Source organism: Candidatus Krumholzibacteriia bacterium (assembly GCA_035268685.1).
Taxonomy (GTDB): Bacteria; Krumholzibacteriota; Krumholzibacteriia; order JAJRXK01; family JAJRXK01; genus JAJRXK01.
Window position 1 is genome coordinate 17,358 of the sequence record DATFKK010000142.1, and the last position, 21,791, is coordinate 39,148.

The following is a 21,791-nucleotide window of genomic DNA, read 5'->3' on the forward strand; positions in this document are numbered from 1 at the left end:
GGTGGTCTCCCGTCGATCAGAAGTTCAGGGTGGCCTCGAAGAACAGCCCCACCCGGGTGGTCGAGATGTCGGTCTGCGTGACCGTGTCGCGCGAGAAGTCGAACTGCAGCGACGCCCTCAGGTTCCGGCTGAACTGATAGCTGAACTGCGGCGAAATGCCGAACGAACGGCGCCCCTGTTCCTGGTCGCGCTCGATCAGCGTCTCGCCCGGGACCGACGGATTCGGGCGCTCGATCTCGCGGTAGGAACTCCGGGTCGAGAAGTTGGCATTGATCGTCATGTCGATGGTCGTGCCCGTTCCCTCCTGGCCGAAGCGCAGGAACGACAGGGCGCCCGTGGCGTCGAAGTTCTGCCGGACCGTCAGGTTGAACCGCAGGTTGTTCGAGAAGTTCTTCGCCTGCAGCGAACTCGACTCGTCGGTCCCGTAGGTGACGTTCAGGTTGGCGTCGAGCCCGTTCTCCAGACCCACGTTCCAACGCGGCGAGATTGTCCGCGAGATCCGCGGCGGCAACGGCGACGAGAGCGGGGCGTTGGGCCGGGTCTCGGTCTTCTTGTACGAGAAGTCCATGTTGCTCGACTGGAAGGGGTCGCCGATGGCGTCCCAGATCCCCCACTCGTGCACCCGCTGCACCCGGATGTTGTAGCTCGGCCACTCGACACTGCTGTTCGCGGTCGTGCCGGCCGGTCCGTCGCGTTCGCTCTCGGTGCGGCGGTAGCTCGCATCGACGTTGATGGTGCGGCTCAACTTGCTCTGCACGCTGAGGTTGACGGTTCGATTGGTCCGGCGGCTGCTGCTCTGGAAATCCTCGCGGATCAGGACCTTCTGGCCGGGCACGGTCACCGAGTCGATGGTCGAGGGCACTCCCGTGATCGCCGTGAAGTCGGGCTCGTCGCGGAATCCCAGGCGATAGGCCAGGTCCGCGCGTCCACCGATCTGGTTGTAGCTCGACGTCCGCTGTTGCTGCCATGTCGCATTGATGGGCCGGAGGTTCTCGTACAGGCTCACGAAGGGCAGCCGGATCTTCTTGAACAGGTCCAGGTAGTCCAGCCGGAGCAGCAGCGGAGGCTGATCGACCGCGGTGGTGTCGGCTGCCGCGACGGCCGTGGTGTCGGCGGCGGCAGCGGTGGACGTCGTGTCGCCGCTCGCGGTCGTCGGGCGGCCGGGTCGAACGGGCGGCGCCTGGCCGTCCCCCTGGTCCGCTGCAGGGTCGTCCGTCCGGTCCGGTGCCCGGTCCCGATTCGGGGCGACGTTGTACGGGCTCGCCGCCCGGTCGTCCCCCCCGTCCTGATCTTCGTCGTCTCCGGTGGGGACGAGACCGCCGAGCCACCCACCGACCGTCTTCACGGGCCCTCCCACCGTACTCAGCAGGCGCTTCAGGTCGAGGTCGCCGCGCACGTTCCAATCGGCGCTGTTGCTCACGTTCCGCACCTCGCCCGCACGGCCGATCTTGCCGTCGCCTTCCGGGACGAGCAGCGGCTCGTCCTGCTCACGCGAGGTGGCGTTCAACCGGATGCTCTCGCGCCGGTTCTCGTTGTAGCGGCCGTTGAACCCGATGGTGGGACGCGCCCACTGCAACCACCGGAACTCGGGCTTGTACTGCAGACTCAGGTTCTGGCTGAAGGTCTCCTCGGCCCCGAAGTCGATGCCGAGGAAGGTGAAGCCGCGATCGAGCAGCTGGTTGCGCCCGGAGTTGAGGACCAGACTCCCGGTGAGGCTCTGCAAGGGGGCCAGCGTCATCTGCATCTGATTGGTGTTGCGCTTGACGATGTTCGGGGTCTGCTCGATCACCTCGTCACTCTGTAGCGACTTCTGCAGCGATCTCGTCTCGCTGAACTGCCAGTTGCTGGTCACCGTGACCTGTCGCGGCAGGACCCCGAGCTCGATCCCGGTGAACGGGATCGGCAGCGCCGGCGCCCGGCGGAGCTGCAGGTCGTAGCTGTAGCGCTGGTCCGCCGACTTCGTCCGGGTCTCGCGGGTGGGGCTGAAGGTCTCCGAACGCGTGCCGTTGATCGTGTAGTTGAAGCGATCGAGGGTGTACTGGAGGATCGGGTTGTCGCTCGGTCGGGGTTTGCGGAACTGCAGGCTGAACCGTTCGGTGGTCGACTCGGTACGGAAGCTGTCCTGTTCGGCCTCGGGCAGTTCGCGGTCGCTCAACGGCTCGAACTTGGGCAGCTCCAGGCTGTTCTGCCGTTGCACCGAGATGGGGATGTCGAGACCGAAGGTCGGGATCCAGTTGCGGACGTTGCTACTCAGTCGGGCGTTCCACCGCGTCGAGTTCACACCCGAGCCGAAGTCCCGGTTCAGGCCCCGGAACTCCGCGTCGGTGCGTTGGTAGTCGACCTGCAGATCGGCCACGCCGGGGATCTGGGCGTTGACCGAGTAGCGCTGGGCCAGACCGACCTCCCGGTTCACGCCGCGCAGGCGCAGCTCGTTGAACAGGACCTCGCCCCGGTAGGACACGAGCGACGCGTCCGAGGGCGCACGCAGGCCGACGTAGAACCGTTTGACGCGTTGCAGATCGGGCCGGCCGCGCAGCGTCACCGTGTACGGCACACCGGTCCGGGTGTCGCGCACGACGGTCCGCTTCACGAGCGGGTTCTCACGCGTGGAGTCGACGACCGCCGGATCGAACAGAGGCACCCGCGCGTCGTCGGGCACGCCCTTCACCGAGGTCAGGTCCTCGATCGCCACGCTGACCTCCACCCAGTCGCCGTCGATCAACGCACTCCGCGGCACGTCGCGGAAGGGGAAGGAGATCTCGTAGTAGTTCACGGAATCCGTCCCCACCCAGTAGAAGGCCTCGAGGTCCTCCTGCGCAGGATCGAGCTCGAAGACCGATTCGTCGTCGGGGGCCGGGGCGTAGGGAAGCCTCCAGAAGAAGTTCATCTCGTCGTAGTTCAGGTAGTTCTCGCCGTTGCGCCCCGGGATCTCACGGAAAGCGCGGAACCCGAAGCCCCGATCGAGGGTGTAGGTGAGCTGCAAGGACTGCTCGAGCTCGTCCTGGTTGTTGCGCCGCACGACTTCGATCGGTGGCACGTAGGTGCCCGCGTTGTCCTTGTTGTTCAGCACGCCCAGCCGGAAGTCCTGCTGACCTCGTTCGGCCGGCTCGACGATGTCGCCGTAGGGACCGCGGACCTGATCCCCGATCCAGCGGTTGCCCAGGAAACGCATGTCGGCGAAGCGGAAGCGACGGGTGTTGGGCTCGTCGGCCTCGGCATCGGGCTCGTACCAGATGCGCAACGTGCGCACGCGCGACAGATCGGGCTGACGTCCGAAGTAGGGTGTCGTGTCGCCCTCGTCCTCCTGGCCCCGGATCAGGGTGATCGCCTCGCGCAGGTCGAGACGGTAGCGACGCCAGGTCCGACGGTCCTCGAGTGCGTCCTCGATGAAGCCGGTCAGGCCGGGCAAGGGCTGGAACTGGTTGTCGGTGAAGTCGCGGTAGATGTCGACGATCGCATTCGAGGGATCGTCGAGGTCGACACTCACCCGGAAGAAGCCGTCCTCCAGATTGAAACTACCGTCGCGATCGATGTCCTCGGTGTCGAGGCGCTGGTTGCCCTCGGTTCCGTTGACGAAGACGAATTCGCCGCGCTCGGCCCGTGCAGCGTCGTCGTCGCCGAGCTTGAAGTTGTCGCCCGCGGGATCCCCGCGCTGGGACGGACGACCCTCGACCGGACGCAGCTCGGCCGACTCCTCGGAATCGAGCAGGCCGTCGAGTCCGCGATCCTCGGTCTGGCCGTCGTCGGCCACGATCCCCAGCACCCCGTCGTTGTCCTCGTCCTCCCGGTCCTCCACGCCCAGCAGGAACGAACCGTCCTGACCCCTGCCCCAGAAGAAGTCCTCGTTGATGTACCCGAAATCGAAGTGCAGGGTCCCCGAGCGCGACGACTGGAAGGCCTCGAGTGCGCTGCCGAAGCCCGGCGGATTCGTTTCGCGGCCTTCGAAGATCTGGGCGTCGCCGGCTTCGACCCAGAACTCCAGGAACTGGGCCTGCGTGAGATCGATCTCGCCGAGCGAGCGCATGATCCCGGCGTACTCGCCCTCCTGCCAGCCGCCGACCTCGTCGGGGTCGGTGGTCGTGCTGGAATCGGCGCGGACGATCATCTCCAGCGTCGGCAGCAGATCGTTCTGCTCGAGCTCGGTCAGCGTGGGGTTGATCTGACCCTGGACCAGGCTTCCTCCGGATGCCGGACGGTGCCATCCCGCGTAGGCGCGATCCTCGGGTCCGAAGGCCTGCCGCGCCATCTCGTTGCCGGGGTCCTCGCGCAGATCGGGCCCGCGCACGGGCAGGCTCGCCCACCACCAACCCTCGCGGTTCAACGAGATCTGCACCGTCTGATCGACCTGCTCGAAGTCCTCGAGGTAGGCAATGTCACGCGTGTTCGGATTCGGAACGCTGATCGCGACCTCGGCGTTGAGGTCGAAGCTCGGGGTCCGGTCGACGTCCTGACGACTGATCATGTCGGCGACGTCGCGCAACCACTCGGGCTCGATGCGCGTCTTGGTGTTCAGGTTGCCCACGAGGTTGCGCTTCGGCTCCTCGCCCAGGCGGACCTTGGTCTGCGCGTTCGGGCGCGTCTGGTAGAGCCAGGTCGTGCTGAGCTGGGAACGACGGCCGAAGTCGATCCCGAGGTTCAGACCGCTCAGGCTGGTGCGCCCTCCCCCGAACAGGGGGTTCTGTTCGTAGCGCACCTGGATGTTGCTCTGGGCGTTCAGCTCGGCCAGGGCGTCGCCCTTCAGGTTCACCTCGCCGCTGAAGTAGTCGATGTCGTAGTCGGTCCCGCGGGTCAACACCCGTCCGTTCAGGATGACCTCTTCGCTCCCCTCGCGGATGTTGAAGGCGTTCAACCGAAGATTGCTGCTCACACCCGACTGCCGCACCACGATGTTGAAGCGGTGCAGGTCGATGCGCTCCTGGGGCGTGTTCACGACCGTGCGATACAGCCCCGGCACGCGCAGGTCGTCGTCGAGCCCGTCGACCCCGCCGTTCGTGAAGTCCTGCACGACCTCGTCGGGCATGTCGAAGGGCCGCGAGAAGGGGAACTGCAGGATGCCGCGCGACAGGTTGAACAGGCCGGTGTCGTTGATGTCGACCTGTTCGTCGGGCTGGTTCTGGCCCGAGGCGTTGCGGCGGTCGAGTCCGAAGACCTGGATCCAGCGTGTGCCCGTGGTGGGATCGCGTTCCGGGAATTCCAGCGAGTTGTCGTCGCGTTCGATCTGCAGCTCGAAGGTCTGGGGATCGATGTCCCGGCCGCGCAGGTCGTAGAAGTTGCGGAACTCGTATTCCCAGGTGAGGGCGAGGGAAGTGAAGCTCCCGTCGTCACGGACCGGATCGTCGGGGGTGCGCGGTTTCAGCAGTTTGAAGAAGTGGACGCTCGGCACGTCGGCCGTGGTCTCGTTGATCAGGTCGCCGAGATCGTTGGCGTCGCCGTCGAGATTCAGATTGGGTAGCTGCCCGGCCGTGGGATCGTTGATCGACCGGCCCACCCGGCGCACCAGCGATCCGTTCTCGTCGACGATGTCGTAGGAGACGGCCAGGACCTCGTTGTCGGTGTAGGCGCGGGCCATCTCGATCCCGATCACCTGTTCGGTCCCGAGCTGGGTCAGGGGGAACCAGTCGCCCCGTCCGCCGAGGTCGCCCGCATCCCCTCGCACCAGACGCCGCCAACGGGTTCCCGTCTGCAGCCGTCCGGTGCGGCCGTAGGTCTCGATGACGTAGGCGGCCAGCTCCTCGTCGGTCGCCTGTGGGTCCAGGCCGGGCGGGCCGACCCCGGTGCCGGCGCCGAAGCCCTCCCACCCCAGACCGGAGTCGTCGAGCACGGCGATCCCGTGGTCGACCGTGTTCTCGTCCGAGGCTCCGCTGCGGGCCAGTGTGTAGACGTCGATCGACTCGGGATCGATCCGCCAGCGGGCGTCGGGGATCCCGAACTGCTGCAGGTCGGCCCCGCTGCCGTCCAGCGGGAAGTCGGGCCGGTCGGGGAAGTAGAGCGGGAAGGGGGCGGTCAGTCGGAAGAACCGGCCACGGGAGTAGTCGACGTCGCTGATGACGATCTCTTCCTCTTCGCGGCTGCCACCGGACTGGCTGAAGGTCCGGCTCTCCTGCGTCGCCTCCTCCTTGCTCGTGAGCACGGTGTAATCGACCGGCCCCACGGCCCCCGTGAGCTTCAGGCCGAACAGGCCACCGCGGCTCGCCCCCACGCCGAGCAGTCCCGAGCCCGGCAGCGTGACGTCGATGTTCCCCGCGCGGATCGTCTGGATGATGTCGTCCTCGTCGCCCTCGAAACTCAGCCGGATCTCCGTGGACTCCGAACCGACGCGCTGGCTGTCGTGACTCACGCGGACCTTGATCTTCTCGCCCACCTGACCGTCGAGATTCACTCGCAGTGACTGCTCCAACTCCAACTGGGGAAACAAGCTCTGGCTCTGTTGGATCTCGTTCCCGATGAAGTCGTCGCGCACGGTCGACTGCCCGCCGATCCGGATGCGTTCGGTCCCCGAGATCCGGATGCTGGTGGCCTCGCCCTTGCCGATGATCCGCTCGATCGTGCGCGGAATGTTGAGGGGCAGCGTGAAGTTCAGCAGTTCCCCCTGGGATTCCCCGGCGGCCGCGCGGTTGCGCACCTGCTCGCTCCACTGGTCCTGTAGCGCCCGGCTGGCGGCCACACGCAGATGGGCGTCGAACCGATCCACGTCGACGTCGAGATCGGAGCGCGAGAAGTCCCGCTGCGACCGGAAGGCGACGCCGACGGCGTTGGTGTCGACCACGGCGCTGAACAGGGCCCTCTCGGGGATCTCGACCCGGGCGGCGATCTCCTGGTCGAAATCGTAGATCCACTCGGTCCGGGTCCTCTCCGCGTCGAAGGGGTCCCACTCGTTGCGTTCGGCCGAGCGCGCCAGGAACAGGGTCGCCAGCGAGGGCGTTGCACCGCCGGGCCGGACACCGAGACGCCGCCAGTGCTCCCGCAGGACGGCCTGCCGCGCCGTGAGCAGATCGGCGTCCTCGACGTTGCGGACGATCAGATCGAAGAGGAGGCGATCCTGTGGAAGCAGAGGGCGCCGCAGTGGGGCCCCGTCGGCGGGCTCGACGGTGGATGCGAGGAAGGCGAGCGCGACCGCGAGGAACGCCGCGGCGATCCCCGTCGGCAGCGTCGGGATGCCGCCCTGGCGCCCGGACCGACCGGGCGAATGTCCCCGTCTGGAGACGGCCACCGACCCCTCCCGTGGTCGAACCCCACCCTTTCCGGGTGGGCCGACGACCGACCGGAGCGCGGGTGGATGGTCTCTACCTGGCGGCGGGGCGCCTGCTTGTGCACCGGACCGGCCGCCCCTATGCTGCGCGAGCCGTCGAAGGAACGAACGACGTGCCTGCCCCGCCAACTGCGCGAAACGAGCCATGAAGCTCATCGATCGTCATCTGCTGGCCACGTTCGTCCCGCCGTTCCTCTTCGGGCTGTCGATCACGACCTTCCTGCTGATGATCAACGTCCTCCAGGTGTACATCAATCTGTTCCTGGAGAAGGGCATCTCGATCGTGACGGCGAGCGAGGTCCTCGTTCTCAGCCTGGGGCACACGATTGCATTGACCGTGCCCATGGCGACGCTCATCGGCGTGCTGATGGCCGTGGGGCACCTGGCGGGCGACCACGAGGTGACCGCCCTGAAGGCCTGCGGGGTGGGTCTGTACCGTCTCGCGCGGCCGCTGCTGGTCACCGGCGTGGTCCTGACCGCGGGCATGATCGCCTACAACCACTACGTGCTGCCCGACGGCAATCACCGGCTGCGCAACACCCTGTTCGAGATCCAGCAGATGCGGCCGACGCTCGAGATCCGGCCGAACACCTTCGCCGAGATCAGCGATCGCTACACCATCTTCGTGCGCTTCAAGGACGATCAGACCGGCGAGCTGCAGGACGTGGTGCTGTACCAGCGGGAGGGCCGCGGAGACCTCGCACCCGACGTGGTCGTCGCCGACCACGGTCGCCTGAAGACCCTGGGTCCCTCGCGCATCCGACTGGAACTCTTCGACGGCGAGATCCACCGCGTGCCCGATCCCGAGAATCCCTCCACCTACAATCGCACACGCTTCACGCGGCAGACCTTCATGCTGGTCCTCGAACGCGAAGAGACCCGTGTCCGCCGGGGCAACCGTCGCGGCGACCGCGAGATGGACCTGAACATGCTCGCCGCCGCCATCGCCGAGCAGGAGTCGCTCGCGGTGCAGAAGTCGGAGTCGGCGCAGAAACACCTGCGCGACGTGATCGACAAGGCCTACCTGGAGCGCGATCCGGACACCGCCCCCGAGCTCGGGGCCACCCGCACCGCGCTGGACGAATACACCCAGTGGCAGAGCCTGACCTCGTCGCGACAGCGCTCGCTGTCGCTGAACGCACAGACCCGCCAGGATCATCGGACCCGGGCCGGCAAGTACGCGGTCGAGTGGCACAAGAAGTTCTCCATACCCGTGGCTTGCGTCGTCTTCGTGGTCCTGGGCATTCCCCTGGCGGTGGTGAGCGCGCGCGGCGGGCGCGGCGTGTCGGTGGGACTGAGCCTGCTCGGGTTCATCGTCTACTACGTCTTCCTGTCCACCGGCGAGAAGATGGCCGATCGCGGGCGGGTGGACGCCTGGATCGCCATGTGGAGTCCGAACCTCGTCCTGGGCGTCGTGGGCGTCTTCCTGCTGCACCGCGCGGTGCAGGAGAACCCCACGGTGGAACTGCGGTGGCCGTCGTGGCTGCCGTCGCTGCGGAAGCGGTCGTCATGACGCTGATCGACCGGTACGTCCTGAGCACCTTCGTCCGCGTCTTCCTGTGGTCGGTCCTGGCCTTCCTGGCCGTGTTCATCCTCATGGACCTGATCGACCACATCGACGACTTCGTCGACGACGAAGCCACCCTGCTCGAGATCGGGCGCTACTACTTCTTCCGACTGCCCTACCTGATCGATTTCGTCACCCCGATCAGCATGCTGATGGCGTCGATGTTCACGGTGGGCATCCTGAGCAAGAATCGCGAGTACGCGTCGATGCTCGCCGCCGGGGTGAGCCTGCTCCGCCTGAGCCGCACGCTGCTGGTGCTGGGCGTGCTGGTGACGATCGCGGCGATCGGCTGGCGCGAGTACGTGGTCGCAGCCGCGAACCACCGGCACTACGACGTGCGCGACTACGAGATCGAGGAGAAGGAGCGCCACAACCTCAAGGGCCGCAGTGACTTCACCCATGTCGACGCATGGGGGCGCGTGTACGTCGTCCACCGCTTCCGGACACGTCCCCCCACGCTGGACCGGCTCTCGGTGCAGACCTTCACCGATTCCACGCTGGTCGAGCGGATCGACGCCCGGCGGGCCCTCTGGCAGGAGAACCACTGGGAGCTGCGCGACGGTTCGATCCGCCGCTTCGCCCCCGACGGCACCGAGTCGATCGAGCGATTCACCTCGCGCCGGCTCGAGGGGCCGGTCGAGAAACCCAGCGAGCTGTCGCGGCGCCGGATCAAGCACGAGGAAATGAACTGGAGGCAGTTGCGGGACTTCGCGAACTGGGTCGATCGCACGGGCGGGGATTCCACGCAGTATCGGGCCGAGATGGCCCACAAGATCAGCTTTCCCGTGATCAACCTGCTCGTCGTGATCCTGGGCCTCGCCATCGGAGCCGCGAGGCGCCGGACCAATCTCTGGGCCGGTTTCGGCCTGACTGTCGCCCTGGCCTTCGGCTACTACCTGATGATGGACTTCGGCCTCGAGCTCGGCCGGGGCGGGAAGGTGCCGATCTGGGCCTCGGCCTGGACCGGGAACATCGTCTACGCAGTGACCGGAACGTGGCTGTTCGTGCGAGCCAACCGATGAAAAGAGAGTCCCTTGCCCCTTGCGCGGGCACGCGATACCCTGCATTTTCCGCTCGTCGAGCGCTCCGTCCCGGCGCCGGTCCGCGGGCCTGATTCCGGTCGTCCGAACCGGCACGAGGTCGAGCGCCGCCGGGTCCGAGTCCGCTCTCGCCGTTCGACCGCGGAGCCCGTTGCTGCCGCGTCACCCCATCGGGAGATTTCGCCGATGATCCGCTGCTCTCGTCGCGGGGCCGACCTCGCACGGTCGCTCCTGTTCGTCGCCCTCGTGCTGCCCCTGCCCTTCCTGGGCACCGGCTGTGAAGAGGACACCAAGCCCTACATCACGAAATTGTCGGCCAACCCGCTGTGCGGGGCCATGACCGTGCAGGAACCCGACTCGACCCTGGGGCTGGAGGTCTCGTTCTTCGCACGGGCCAGCAGCGGCAACCGCTTCGACGATCCCACGGGCGCCAACTCGGCGCTCGACTGGTTCTGGGACTTCGACGGCGACGGACGGGTCGACGCCGAGAACGTGGTCGAACCCCGTTTCGTGTACGACCGCGTGGGTGACTACGAGGCCAGCCTGACGGTGCAGGACGACGACGGCGACACCGACACCCGCACCCTCCTGGTGCAGGTCCGCGGTCGGTCGAACGAGCTCGACATCCTCGACTTCGAGGCCGAGGTCCGCACCGGGTTGCGCTTCGACGAGAGCCTGCCGGAGAACACGGGGCTCGATCCCGAGGGCGAAGAGCGTCCGATCGAGGTGATTCCCCTCCGCGATCGCGTCGTGCTGTCGACCCAGCCCGAGTTCGAGGGATGGCAGGCGACCTTCGACGGAATCCTGCGTCCGACCTGCGAGATCACCGACATCTTCGCCCAGTACGACTGGGAGTGGGGCTTCGACACCGGAGATGTACGACCCGACCAGAACCCGGTCACCCTGAGCTTCGACGTCGACCAACGCGGTGACGTCTCGGGGGTCGTGAGCGTCACCGAGGTCGTCACCGGAGTCCGCAGGACCGACACCATCACGAGCACGCTGCCGGTGGGCGGTGCGCTCACCAACCCCGTCTTCGCCTACGTCGCGCCCGGGGCGCCCGATTCGATCGACGTACGGGGCTACTACCTCGACGGCGCGAACGAGGTCTCGGTCCGGATCGAGTACGATCCCGGCCTGACCCTCGACCGCGTCGAGCTGAACAGCCCGCTGATCGACCAGGGCTTCTCGGGCACCAGCGAGACCGAGGAGAACTTCGTCGACATCCGCTTCGAGTCCGACACGGCCCTGGACGATCCGTCCGCCGAGATCCAGATCGCCCGGCTCTACTTCACCAACGCCCCCGACACGCTCTCGGTCCCGCAGATCCGACCGATCCGCCTGCGCGAGTTCACGGCCGTGCGCGACACCACCGTCGCCCCGACCAGCACGCGCGACGCCTTCCTGGTGCACGACGTCGCCGACTGCAACGGCAACCGTCTGGGCGACACCATGGAACTCCTGGCCCGCGAGAGCTTCGTCGACCGTTCCGGCGACGGCGTTCTCGACTATTGCGCCGACTGCAACGACAACGGCAGGAAGGACGGCGCCGAGATCGCTGACGAAGCCACCGTCGACATCGACATCAACGGCATCCCCGACGAGTGCGACTGCAACAGCGACGGTGAGTACGACGAGCTGCAGCTCGCGAGTGGCGACGTCGACGACGAAGACCAGAACAATCTGCCCGACGACTGCGACTGCGACTGGAACGGCGTCGCCGACCTGGTCGAGATCCGCCAGGACCCGAGCTTCGAGCTCGTCCTCTGGCGGAACCTGCCGCAGGACCAGCAGGATCTCGTGACCGTGCCGCACAACGAGGCCTTCGGCTACACCAGCGATCTCGACCAGTTCGCCGGAGAATCGAACGGCGTGCTCGACTTCTGCGAGGACTGCGACGACAACGGCGTGCTCGACTTCCTGCAGTACACGGTGGGCCTCCCCCCCGAAGACGGCGGCTTCGATCCCGACCGCCGTCGGGTCGACGTCGACGCCAACGGCGTCCTCGACGAGTGCGACTGCAACGGCAACGGACGCTTCGACCGCGGAGAGATCGAGCGTGGCTTCGTCACCGCCAGCGACGGCGAGCTGATCGACGACTGCGACTGCAACGACAACCAGACCGCCGATCTGGTCGACATCGGCGACGCGATCACCGAGGTCGAGAACCGCGACGGGACCATCGTCTACACCAGCACCCTCGACGCGAACCGTGACCAGGTCATCGACGCCTGCGCCGACTGCAACGAGAACGGCACGCCCGACGGTGACGACTTCGCCGCGGGCGGCCCGCTGCTCGACGTCGATTCGAACGGGCTGCTCGACGAGTGCGATTGCAACAGCGACGAGATCTACGATCCGCCGCTCGACCCGACCACGAACGATCTCGACCAGAACGGTGTGTTCGACCTCTGCGACTGCGATCGCAACGCCGTTCCCGACCTCGACCAGATCGCCGACGCGATCACCGACTTCACCGTCGGCCCCGACGGCCGCCTCGCCTCGTACGTGAGCGAGGAGGACCAGATCACCCTGATCGACTTCAACGAAGAGGACAGCGGCGACTTCATCCCCTTGGAGCTCGAGGCCGGGCCCGACCAGATCCCTGATCTGTGCCAGGACTGCAACGCGAACGGTGTTCCCGATCGCAACGAGACCTTCGAGGACATCGAGAACCTCGGTCCGAACCGCTCCGACCTCGACCGTGACGGCCTGCTCGACGAGTGCGACTGCAACCTCAACGGCGACTTCGACGTGGTGGAGATCACGCTCGATCCCGCGCTCGACGGCGACGGTGACGAAGTCATCGACGACTGCGACTGCAACGAGAACGGTCGCCTGGACATCGTCGAGATCCAGGAGTTCGCGATCTTCGACCAGGCCACCGGGATCTACCTCCGAGCGGAGGGAACCAACGACCTCGGTCAGGACATCATCGACGCCAACGGCAACGGCGTGCTCGACCAGTGCGAGGAACAGGCGGCGGCCGATCAGCTGCTGGCTCCGATCAACGGACGGGTCGTCGGCTCGGATCGCTAGGCCCCGACCCCGACCCCACCGCTGTTCACGGAAGAGGGGCCCCGGCATCACGCCGGGGCCCCCTTCTTCGTCTCCCACCTCCGGCCGATCGCCGGGCGATCAGAGGCCCAGGTACTGCTTCACGTCGTCGACGCGATCGAGGCGCTCCCACGTGAAGGCGTCGTCGCTACCCGGCCGGCCGAAGTGACCGTAGGCCGCGGTGCGCCGGTACATCGGGCGCTTGAGGTCCAGCGAAGTGATGATCCCGTTCGGCGTCAGCTTCCAGAGCTCCCGGACACAGGCCTCGATCTTCTCCTCGTCGGCCCGGGCCGTCCCGAAGCTCTCGACGCGCACCGACACCGGCTCGGCCACGCCGATGGCGTAGGCCAGCTGTACCTCGATGCGGTCGGCGGCGCCGGCGGCCACGAGGTTCTTGGCCACGTGGCGCGCCGCGTAGCAAGCGGAGCGATCGACCTTGCTCGGGTCCTTGCCGCTGAAGGCGCCCCCACCGTGGCGGCCCATGCCCCCGTAGGTGTCGACGATGATCTTGCGCCCGGTCAGCCCGGCATCGGCCTGGGGACCGCCCAGCACGAAGCGGCCGGTCGGGTTCACATGGATCCGCGTGGTGTCCATGGAGTACTCGAGGCCACTGTCGTCGAGAACGGGTCGGACCACGGCCGCCACCATGTCCTCGCGGATGCGATCGAGCTTGGCGGCCTCATCGTGCTGGGTCGAGAGCACCACGGTGTGGCAACGAACGGCCCGCTCGCCATCGTACTCGACGGTCACCTGGGTCTTGCCGTCCGGGCGCAGGTAGGGATGACGGCCATCCTTGCGGACCTCCGCCAGACGCTGCGACATGCGGTGCGCCAGGTGGATCGGCATGGGCATGTACGCATCGGTCTCGGTGGTCGCGTAGCCGAACATCATGCCCTGGTCGCCGGCGCCCTGCTCCTCGGGGCTCTCGCGATCGACGCCCTGGGCGATGTCGCCGCTCTGCTCGTCGATCGAGGTCATGACGGCGCAGGTCTCGTAGTCGAAGCCGTAGGAGGCGTCCGTGTAGCCGATCGCCTTGATGGTGCCGCGCACGAGCTTCGGAATGTCCACGTAGGTGTTGGTGGAGATCTCACCGGCGAGCAGCGCCAGGCCCGTGGTCACCATCGTCTCGCAGGCCACGCGCCCGTTCGGGTCGGCCTCGAGGATCGCATCGACCACGGTGTCGGAGATCGCGTCCGCGACCTTGTCGGGGTGACCCTCGGTCACCGATTCCGACGTGAACAACTGCTTCTCGGACATACTTCGATTCCTCCACCAGGTTGAGACCGGTTGTGACGGGACCCGGCTGGGTACGCGGAACGGGGCATCGGAACCCCTGTCCGCACCGGACGTGAAGAGAAAATGCTAGCACCTGGACCCCGGGCTGGCAATCGAACGGCGGGCCGCGCACGGGATCAGGGGCGGCCGAGACGATCCTTCAGAGTATCGATGGCCGACACGGGCATGGGATCCACTTCGTGGTGTGACGCCAGGGCCACGGACAATGCGTCACCCCACTGGACCGACTCCAGGCAGCGCGCGAGCGGAGCACCGTCTTGCACCGAGACCTCGCCCCAGTGCGCGACACGGTCCGCGAGCACCTCGCGGGTGATCTCGAAACGACGCGCCACCCGTGGATGCTCTCCGGGATCGCGCAGAGCGACGACGACGGCCTCGGACCGCACGGACGTCGCATGCCCCCATCCCACGATCTCGTTGTGATCGAGCTCCGGGAGTTCTGCGGTCGACACGAGCATCTTCGAGTTCTCGTTCAGCTGGGCCCGGAGTCGCCGCATGGATGCGATCGCGACCGGTGCCCCGGCGTAGACCACGGGCAGGCGGCCGCTCAAGCGCTCGGCCCAGCCGGACACCGAGTCGTCGCCGGGGGCGTCACCGTCGAGGCCGTGACGCCGCACGCCGTCGTCGAGCCGACCGGCGGCCTCCTCCACCTGCGCGGTCAGGTCCCCGACCATCCCCGCACGCTGCAGGATTCCGCAGAGAAGACCGACACCGTGACCCAGACTGGCGCGAGGAGGCAGGCCACCGGGAATCGGCAGGACGGGAACGTCGGCGGCCTCGGCCAGCTCGGCCAGGCGTCCGCCCGAACCCAGCGCCACGGCCCGGTCCGCGTGCTCGCCCTCGAGCACCGCTTCGAAGGACGAGAGGGTCTCTTCGGTGTTGCCGGAATAGCTGCTGAACACCAGCAGATCGCGATCGCGCAGAGGGAAGGGGGGAGCGTAGGTCCGCACGATCCGCAGATCGAAAGTGCCGGCAGCCAGGCTCCCACCCACCACCTCGGCCGCGGCCGCGCTGCCACCCATGCCGAACACCACGACGCGATCGGCGTCGGTCGGAATCACGACGTCGTGACCGCACGCAATGGCGTACGAGCTGCGGAGCTGCTCACCCAGGCGCGCCACCAACGCCGCCATCTCGCGGACTCCCGCGCGGGTCATGTCCATGGAGATCCTCCCCGTCGGTCGTGGACCGATCACTCCTGATCGGATCCGAGGAAATCGCGCAGACGCTCGTGCGCGCGGGTCCGCAGGTAGCGGTCGACCTCCGCGGTCGTCGAGAGCTGCGCCACGTCCTCGGCCCAACCCCGCACCTGCTCGTAGCTCACGCTGCGGATCGCCTTCTTCACCAGCGGCACGGCTGCCGCATGGGTACTGAGCTCGTCGATGCCGATGCCCACCAAGAGCAGGGCGTGCAGCGGATTCGCCCCCATCTCTCCACAGCAACCGACCCAGATCCCGGCGTCGTGCGCGGCCCGTACGGTGTCGCGGATGGCCCGCAGGACCGCCGGGTGGTGTGCCTGCGCCAGATGGGCGACCCGTGCATTCGTGCGGTCGACCGCGAGCAGGTACTGCGTCAGGTCGTTCGTCCCGATGCTGAAGAAGTCGCACTCGCGCGCGAGCTCCGGTGCCATGGCGACCGCCGACGGCGTCTCGATCATGATCCCGAGCTCGAGTTCGGCGTCGAATTCGTGGCCCTCGCGGTGCAGCACGTCACGCACGGCCGCCGCCTCGCTCTGGAAGGCCCGCAGTTCCTCGAGGTCGCACACCATGGGGAACATGATCTTCATGCTGCCGTAGCGACTCGCCCGGTACAGGGCCCGCAGCTGCGTGTGCAGGATTTCGGGGTGGCTCAGCAGGAAACGGGCACCGCGGAGACCGAGGAAGGGATTGTACTCCCGCATGCCTCCCATGGCCGCGAGCAGCTTGTCGCCCCCGACGTCGAGCGCGCGGAAGATCACGGGTGCGTCGCCCACGCGTTCGAGCAGGTCACGGTAGCTGGCGACCTGCTCCTCCTCGCTCGGCAGGTGCGACGTCGACAGGTAGAAGTACTCGGTGCGCACCAGTCCGATCCCACGCGCGCCGTTCGCCAACGCCAGATCGACCTCCTGCGGCAACTCGATGTTCGCCGACAACTCCACGCGGCGGCCGTCGGTGGTCTCGGCTGCGACGTCGCGGATCCGGAGCAGCCGCTCCTCGGCCTGCCGCCGGCGACGGATGCGAACCTCGAAACGCCGCAGCGTCGCTGCGTCCGGGTCGACCATGACCTCACCCGTGGCCCCGTCGATGGCCAGGTCGACACCGTCCTCGACGCGACCGCTGAAGTCACGGAGACCGACCACGGCGGGCACGCCCAGACTGCGCGCGATGATGGCGGTGTGCCCGGTGTGCCCCCCCTCGTCCACGCAGAAGCCGCGCACATGGGCGAGGTCCAGGGCTGCCGTCTCGCTCGGGGTGAGTTGGGGCGTGACCAGGATGCACGCTTCGTCGAGCTGCGGAACGGGATCACTGCCCCCGGTGAGGGCGCGGACGACGCGCTGCTCGACGTCGCGGAAGTCGGTCATGCGCTCGCGGAACAGGCCATCGCCGCGCAGGTCGAGCGGAATCAGGGCCTCGGCCATGGCCCGGGTGAAGGCGGCTTCGGCCGACAGCCGCTCCGACTCGATCGCGCGGTCGACGACCGACAGGAAGTCCTCGTCCTCGAGGATCAGCAGCTGCGCGTCCAGGATCTGCGCCTGTTCCTCACCGAGCTGCTGGCGCAGTTGTGAGCGGAGCGAACTCAGCTCGGCGCGGGTCATCTCGAGGGCCCGTTCGAGGCGCTCTCTCTCGTGTGCTGCGTCCCCACCGGGGGGCGTACGCCAGTCGACGCGCAACGCGGCGCGACGCCAGGTCTTCGCCGGAGCGATCACGAGTCCCGGAGACGCACTGATTCCTCGCCAGCGCTGCACCTCAGGCCTCCTCGGCCAACTCGACCTCGATGAGATGGACGAGGGCATCGAGCGCCTCCGCCTCGTCGGGCCCCACGGCGATCACGTCGATCGGATCCCGATGCCTCGCGACCAGCGAGGCCAGGCCCAGGATGCTCTTGGCGTTCGTCTCCACGCCGCTGTAGGCGATCCGGATGTCGCACTCGAACTGCTTGGCCACCTGGACGATGCGGCTCGCCGCCCGCAGGTGGAGTCCCACCGGATCTCCGATGTGCGCCGTTCTCAGAGCCATGGCCCGGCTTCCCCCGTCCTCAACCTTGGAGCCGGGTGACGGCCCACACGAGCAACCCCACGCTCAGCAGAGCCCACTCGGGGCCCGAACGCTTCCAGGCGAGCACGGCGACCATCGCCGTGGCTCCGGCGGTCGACAGGGGGAACTCCGCAATCGTCGGTCCCGCGCCGCTGCCGAGCAGCGAGGCCGCGAGGACACCGGCACCGACCGCCCCGGCGCGACGGAAACGATCCGCCAGGGCGTGGAGCGGGAGCCGGCGCAACGCCAGTCCGATCGCCGGACCCTGGACGTACCCCCAACGCAGACCCCAGTGACGCAACCACCCTTGTCCGATCCCCAGCACCGCCCACGCGACCAGCGCGGCCCACGGGCCGGCCCAGAGAGCGGCGACCGCGGCCCACACCATCACCGCGGGGCGCAGTCCCGTCCACACGAGTCGGTCGCCGAGTGCGCCGAGCGTGCTCGGCAGGGTCTCGGTGAGCGCCCGCGCAAGATCCCGATTCCCCTGCTCGTCGACGGCGACCCGCGCACCCGCGAGAACGCCGAACAGGAAGGGATTCGTGTTCACGACCCCCGGCTCGGCCCGGACCCAGTCCGCATCGGGTCGGGCCGCCTCCTCGCGGGTGGGCTCGAGGGCGACGATCCAGCCCAGCCACTGCCGCCGCGACGGCGAGAAGCTGCCCTGGACGCTCCAGAGCCTCCACCACGAGATGGCTGCCATCCCGGACCGGCCCCGTCGCATCACGACGGCACCTCCGTGCCGAGGACCAGGAGGGCCAGTCCCACCGCGAACCCGAGCAGGAGTGCCGACCACTGGTGGCGAGCACGACCCAGGTCGCCGTGAAAGCGCCAGAGTAAGGGCAAGAGGGCGATGGGCGCCAGTTCCCAGAATCGCGCCAGCGCGGTGACTTCGGCCGTGTCCAGGCGGGGCACGAGCAGATCGAGGAATGCTCCTCCGACCGGAACGGCTGCCCCGACGACCAGGCCCCCACGCAACGCGTGGAGGGCGGTGCAGCGCAGGTGCAGCGCGGTGGGCCCGACGGAGGTCTCGTCGGTCTCGCGCCAGTCCTCGACCCACCGACCGACCATCGCCCGGGTCGTTCCGACGATACGTCCGGCGAGGTGAGCCAGTGCGACCGACAGGAGCAGGGCCAGGGCCCATCGTTCCGGCCCGGCATCGGGACCCGCCCACCAGGGAGCGGCCACCGCGGCCGAGGTCCAGTCCCGGACCCGTTGCTCTCCCACCGGGATCCGGGCCACCGAGAGCAGGAGCAGGCCGATCCCGAGCCAGACGCCCTGGCCCGGCACACCGGCGATCCAGGCCGACAGACACGCCGCGACGAAGGGATTGGCGAGAGCGGTCTGTCCGAATGCGGTGCGATCGAGTCCCGCCAGCGCACCCAGGGCAGCGGCCGCGATCAAGGCGAAGTCCCCGTGTCCCCGAGCACGGTCTCGGCACCGACCTCTGCCGCTCCGGGGACGGACTGGAAGGCCACCCGACAACCGGCCCGGATCAACGCGACCAGGTCGTTGCGGTCCGCCTCGGTCAGGTGGAACCCCTCGACGACCTCGACCGCACCGGGGCGGCGATGCAAGCCCCCGACGACGACACGATCGATCCCGGAACCGGACTCGACGAGGGTGCGCATGGTTGCACAGTCGCGGGTGAGCAGGATCGTCACGGCGTTCTCACCGACGTCCGACAACGCCTGCAGCCGCGCCGGGCAGCGCGCGGGCTCGAGGAACTCGACTTCGATGTCGGGTGGGACCGCGGCGGCGAAGAGCGATTGCCGAACCGAGTCCCGCGAGACCACGTCGTCGCAGACGAGGATCCTGCGGCCCCCGAGCGGCTCGCAGCAACCGACGATCACCTGACCGTGTACCAGACGGTCGTCGATCCGCGCCATGAGCAGGGTCATCGCTCATCCCCCTCTGTCGTCGACCTCGAGCAGGGCCACCGCGTTGTGCGCTCGATCGAGCAGTCGTGACAGCAGATCGTCGGGACCGACCTGACCGTGATGACTGAGATAGGTCAGGACCATGGGCAGGTTGGCACCGGCGAGGAGCCAGGTTCCAGGGCGCCCCGTGGCGGCCGCCCGGGCCGCGACTCCACAACTCCCGCCCCCGACGTCGACCATGATCAGCGCCGGACCCGGCTCCCGGTCGAGCCATCCACGGATCGCGGCCACCAGGTCCTCGAGTCCGAGCGACGCGTTGCTCAACACCGAGATCGGGGCCTCGACGGCGTAGATCAGGCGCGCACTCTCGAGGAGGGCGTCCCCGAGCTCACCGTGGGTCACCAGGAGTGCGCGCATCGCGAGGGCGTGGCGAGGGGTGGGGGCGTGGGAGTCACTCGGGGTCGTGTTCCAGGTACCGCTTCGTGAATCCCTGTTCGGACATGGTCTCGATCAGCTTTCGGTTGAAGTCCTCGGCCGAATCGATTCCGTAGGTCTTCAGCATGAAATCTAGCGCAATGACCTCGGCGATCACAGTGTTGTTCTTCCCGGGGAAGATCGGGGCCGTGACCCGGGGAATCCTCACACCCAGGATCTCGGTGGAGTCGCGATCGAGACCGTGCCGGTCGTAGTCCTTGGTCTCGCTCCATTCCTCGAGCGCGAGCTCGACCTCGATCCGCTTCTGCATGCGGATGGCGCGGACACCGAAGAGCGGGAACACGTCGATCACGCCGAGTCCGCGGATCTCCATGAGGTGTTCGACGTTGTCGCGGCTCCGCCCCATGAGCACGTCGCGCGAGGTCCGCCGGATCACCACGATGTCGTCGGCGACCAGACGGTGCCCGCGCTCGACCAGGTCGAGCGCCGTCTCGCTCTTGCCGATTCCGCTCGGGCCGGTGACGAGCACACCCACGCCGTAGACGTCGACCAGCGTGGCGTGGCGGGTGGTCTTCGGGGCGAAGAAGCGCGCGAGCACGTCGCGCACCGCGGTGCTGAGCTCGTCGGTCGCCAGATCGACGATGGCCAGCGGCACGCGATGGCGCAGGGCCGACTCGACCAGGCCGGAGCCGGCGGGCAAGCCCTTGGCCACGAAGATCCCCGGCAGGTCGAGGGAGAACACCCGCTCGAGCGCCTGACGCTCCAGCTCGGGGTCGAGTGTGCGGAGGTATCCCATCTCGGTCTCGCCGAAGACCTGGATCCGCTCTCGATGGAACCCCTCGACGTAGCCCATGAGAGCCATGCCGGGACGATGGATGTCGAGATGGGAGACGGTTGGTGTCTCCGGACCGGAGTCGGTGAGCGCCTCCACCTCGGCCACGTGGCGGAGACGCTCGACGACCGCTTCGAAGGGAACGCTGTGTTCCGGGTCGTGGGAGGTCATGCGGGGACTCAGCGGTCGATCTCGTCCTCGTCGGGCTCGCTCGCGGCCTCGGACGCGAGCGTGGCCTCGAGGGCGTTCGCGGAGTTCATGCCCGACGCGTCCGGCGCCTTGCGGCGATCCTCGCGCTTGCTCTTGTACCGACGCAACTGCTTCTCGAGAGCTGCGCTGGCCTGGTCCACGGAGTTCAGCATGTCTTCGCTGCTGGCCTTCGCGTGGAAGTCCTTCCCCATGACGTGCAGATGGACCTCGCAGACGAGGTCGAGATTCTCCTCCGAGAGGGTGTACCGCACGCGATCGACGTCGGCGTACTTCAGGAGCTTCTGCGACTTGTCCTCTATGGTTTCGCGAACGCGGGCGGTGGGCTTGTAATTGCGGGGCTGAATGTCCAGGTGCACCGGAATCCCTCCTGGAGTGACGACCCTGCGCTCGGGCCGCCGGGTTCGGGTCTGCGGTCGACCTTACCGTTCCGTCCCGACCGGAGCCAGCCCTTTCGGGGCCGGGTCACGAAGTCGAGCGAGGCGGCGGCTCGGTGCCGAGATCAGTAGGTCTTGCGCATCCGAGCAGGCAGGATGTTGAGCTGCTCGCGATACTTCGCGACCGTCCGCCGGGCGATGTTCAGACCCTCGGCCTTGAGCATGTCCACGATCTTCTGGTCGCTCATGGGCTTTGCCTTGTCCTCCTTCTCGATGATCTCACGGATCCGGGTTTTTGCCGCCTTCGACGACATGCTGTCGCCGTCGTCGGTGTCGAGGGACGAACTGAAGAAGTACTTGAGCTCGAAGACCCCGCGCGGGGTCTGCACGTACTTGTTCGTCGTCACGCGACTGACCGTCGACTCGTGCATGCCGATCCGGTTGGCGACCTGTTGGAGGGTCAGCGGCTTCAGCGCCACCGGACCCTTGTCGAAGAAGTCCCGCTGTTCCTCGACGATGCTCTGCATGACCTTGACGATCGTACGACGGCGCTGCTCGATGGTCTGGATCAGCCAGCGCGCGCTCTGCAACTTGTCGACGATGAACTTGCGGGTCTCG

At 67.6% G+C, this 21,791-nt stretch carries 15 protein-coding genes; 3 read left to right on the forward strand and 12 right to left on the reverse strand.

Going from position 1 to position 21,791, the window contains the following annotated elements:
* Positions 1-16 precede the first annotated feature (16 nt).
* A complete protein-coding gene (locus tag VKA86_13435; GenBank protein HKK72215.1) occupies positions 17-7,210 on the reverse strand; it encodes a hypothetical protein in 7,194 nt (2,397 codons plus the stop codon).
* 184 nt (positions 7,211-7,394) lie between these two features.
* On the opposite strand from VKA86_13435, the gene VKA86_13440 reads away from it, so the two are divergent.
* The 3 genes from VKA86_13440 to VKA86_13450 all read left to right on the forward strand — a co-directional run bounded on the left by VKA86_13440 (position 7,395) and on the right by VKA86_13450 (position 12,895).
* Positions 7,395-8,762 carry an LptF/LptG family permease gene (locus VKA86_13440; GenBank protein ID HKK72216.1) on the forward strand — a complete coding sequence of 456 codons (1,368 nt, stop codon included), beginning with the start codon at positions 7,395-7,397 and terminating at the stop codon, positions 8,760-8,762.
* Positions 8,759-9,838 (forward strand): LptF/LptG family permease, encoded by a 1,080-nt coding sequence (locus tag VKA86_13445; GenBank protein ID HKK72217.1) that lies wholly within the window; start codon positions 8,759-8,761, stop codon positions 9,836-9,838. The genes VKA86_13440 and VKA86_13445 overlap by 4 nt, the downstream gene beginning before the upstream one ends.
* Positions 9,839-10,042: 204 nt before the next feature.
* On the forward strand, positions 10,043-12,895 hold the full coding sequence (locus VKA86_13450; protein ID HKK72218.1) for a PKD domain-containing protein: 2,853 nt from the start codon (positions 10,043-10,045) through the stop codon (positions 12,893-12,895).
* A gap of 99 nt (positions 12,896-12,994) precedes the next feature.
* Here the strand turns inward: VKA86_13450 and metK are convergent, their stop codons facing one another.
* The 11 genes from metK to VKA86_13505 form a co-directional block, all read right to left on the reverse strand.
* Positions 12,995-14,170: a methionine adenosyltransferase gene (gene metK, locus VKA86_13455; GenBank protein HKK72219.1), complete on the reverse strand. Its 1,176-nt coding sequence runs from the start codon at positions 14,168-14,170 to the stop codon at positions 12,995-12,997.
* A 155-nt stretch (positions 14,171-14,325) separates the two neighbouring features.
* A complete protein-coding gene (locus VKA86_13460; protein ID HKK72220.1) occupies positions 14,326-15,372 on the reverse strand; it encodes an SIS domain-containing protein in 1,047 nt (348 codons plus the stop codon).
* A 29-nt stretch (positions 15,373-15,401) separates the two neighbouring features.
* The gene (ptsP, locus tag VKA86_13465; protein HKK72221.1) at positions 15,402-17,153 is read right to left on the reverse strand and encodes a phosphoenolpyruvate--protein phosphotransferase; all 1,752 of its coding nucleotides are present in this window, start codon (positions 17,151-17,153) and stop codon (positions 15,402-15,404) included.
* Position 17,154: 1 nt separating this feature from the next.
* Positions 17,155-17,424 carry an HPr family phosphocarrier protein gene (locus VKA86_13470; GenBank protein ID HKK72222.1) on the reverse strand — a complete coding sequence of 90 codons (270 nt, stop codon included), beginning with the start codon at positions 17,422-17,424 and terminating at the stop codon, positions 17,155-17,157.
* Positions 17,425-17,443: 19 nt separating this feature from the next.
* Complete coding sequence (locus VKA86_13475) at positions 17,444-18,166, reverse strand: PTS system mannose/fructose/sorbose family transporter subunit IID (GenBank protein ID HKK72223.1); 723 nt, start codon at positions 18,164-18,166, stop codon at positions 17,444-17,446.
* Positions 18,166-18,846 carry a hypothetical protein gene (locus VKA86_13480; protein HKK72224.1) on the reverse strand — a complete coding sequence of 227 codons (681 nt, stop codon included), beginning with the start codon at positions 18,844-18,846 and terminating at the stop codon, positions 18,166-18,168. Before VKA86_13480 ends, VKA86_13475 begins: the two co-directional genes overlap by 1 nt.
* Positions 18,843-19,343 carry a PTS sugar transporter subunit IIB gene (locus VKA86_13485; GenBank protein HKK72225.1) on the reverse strand — a complete coding sequence of 167 codons (501 nt, stop codon included), beginning with the start codon at positions 19,341-19,343 and terminating at the stop codon, positions 18,843-18,845. Before VKA86_13485 ends, VKA86_13480 begins: the two co-directional genes overlap by 4 nt.
* A gap of 3 nt (positions 19,344-19,346) precedes the next feature.
* Positions 19,347-19,739 carry a hypothetical protein gene (locus VKA86_13490; protein ID HKK72226.1) on the reverse strand — a complete coding sequence of 131 codons (393 nt, stop codon included), beginning with the start codon at positions 19,737-19,739 and terminating at the stop codon, positions 19,347-19,349.
* A 34-nt stretch (positions 19,740-19,773) separates the two neighbouring features.
* Entirely contained in the window at positions 19,774-20,760 is a 987-nt protein-coding gene (gene hprK, locus VKA86_13495; protein HKK72227.1) for an HPr(Ser) kinase/phosphatase, read from the reverse strand.
* An 8-nt stretch (positions 20,761-20,768) separates the two neighbouring features.
* Positions 20,769-21,155, reverse strand: a complete 387-nt coding sequence (gene raiA / locus VKA86_13500) for a ribosome-associated translation inhibitor RaiA (GenBank protein HKK72228.1) — start codon at positions 21,153-21,155, stop codon at positions 20,769-20,771.
* A 143-nt stretch (positions 21,156-21,298) separates the two neighbouring features.
* Positions 21,299-21,791 (reverse strand): RNA polymerase sigma-54 factor (locus tag VKA86_13505; GenBank protein ID HKK72229.1); only part of this gene is annotated, 493 nt, incomplete at its 5' end.

Bases quoted from the DNA above. Each gene is read 5' to 3' on its own strand.
- VKA86_13445 (HKK72217.1), top strand. From the start codon at position 8,759: ATGACGCTGATCGACCGGTACGTCCTGAGCACCTTCGTCCGCGTCTTC.
- VKA86_13485 (HKK72225.1), bottom strand. From the start codon at position 19,343: ATGACCCTGCTCATGGCGCGGATCGACGACCGTCTGGTACACGGTCAG.
- VKA86_13475 (HKK72223.1), bottom strand. From the start codon at position 18,166: ATGCGACGGGGCCGGTCCGGGATGGCAGCCATCTCGTGGTGGAGGCTC.
- VKA86_13490 (HKK72226.1), bottom strand. From the start codon at position 19,739: ATGCGCGCACTCCTGGTGACCCACGGTGAGCTCGGGGACGCCCTCCTC.
- VKA86_13470 (HKK72222.1), bottom strand. From the start codon at position 17,424: ATGGCTCTGAGAACGGCGCACATCGGAGATCCGGTGGGACTCCACCTG.
- VKA86_13450 (HKK72218.1), top strand. From the start codon at position 10,043: ATGATCCGCTGCTCTCGTCGCGGGGCCGACCTCGCACGGTCGCTCCTG.
- metK (HKK72219.1), bottom strand. From the start codon at position 14,170: ATGTCCGAGAAGCAGTTGTTCACGTCGGAATCGGTGACCGAGGGTCAC.
- VKA86_13440 (HKK72216.1), top strand. From the start codon at position 7,395: ATGAAGCTCATCGATCGTCATCTGCTGGCCACGTTCGTCCCGCCGTTC.
- VKA86_13460 (HKK72220.1), bottom strand. From the start codon at position 15,372: ATGGACATGACCCGCGCGGGAGTCCGCGAGATGGCGGCGTTGGTGGCG.
- hprK (HKK72227.1), bottom strand. From the start codon at position 20,760: ATGACCTCCCACGACCCGGAACACAGCGTTCCCTTCGAAGCGGTCGTC.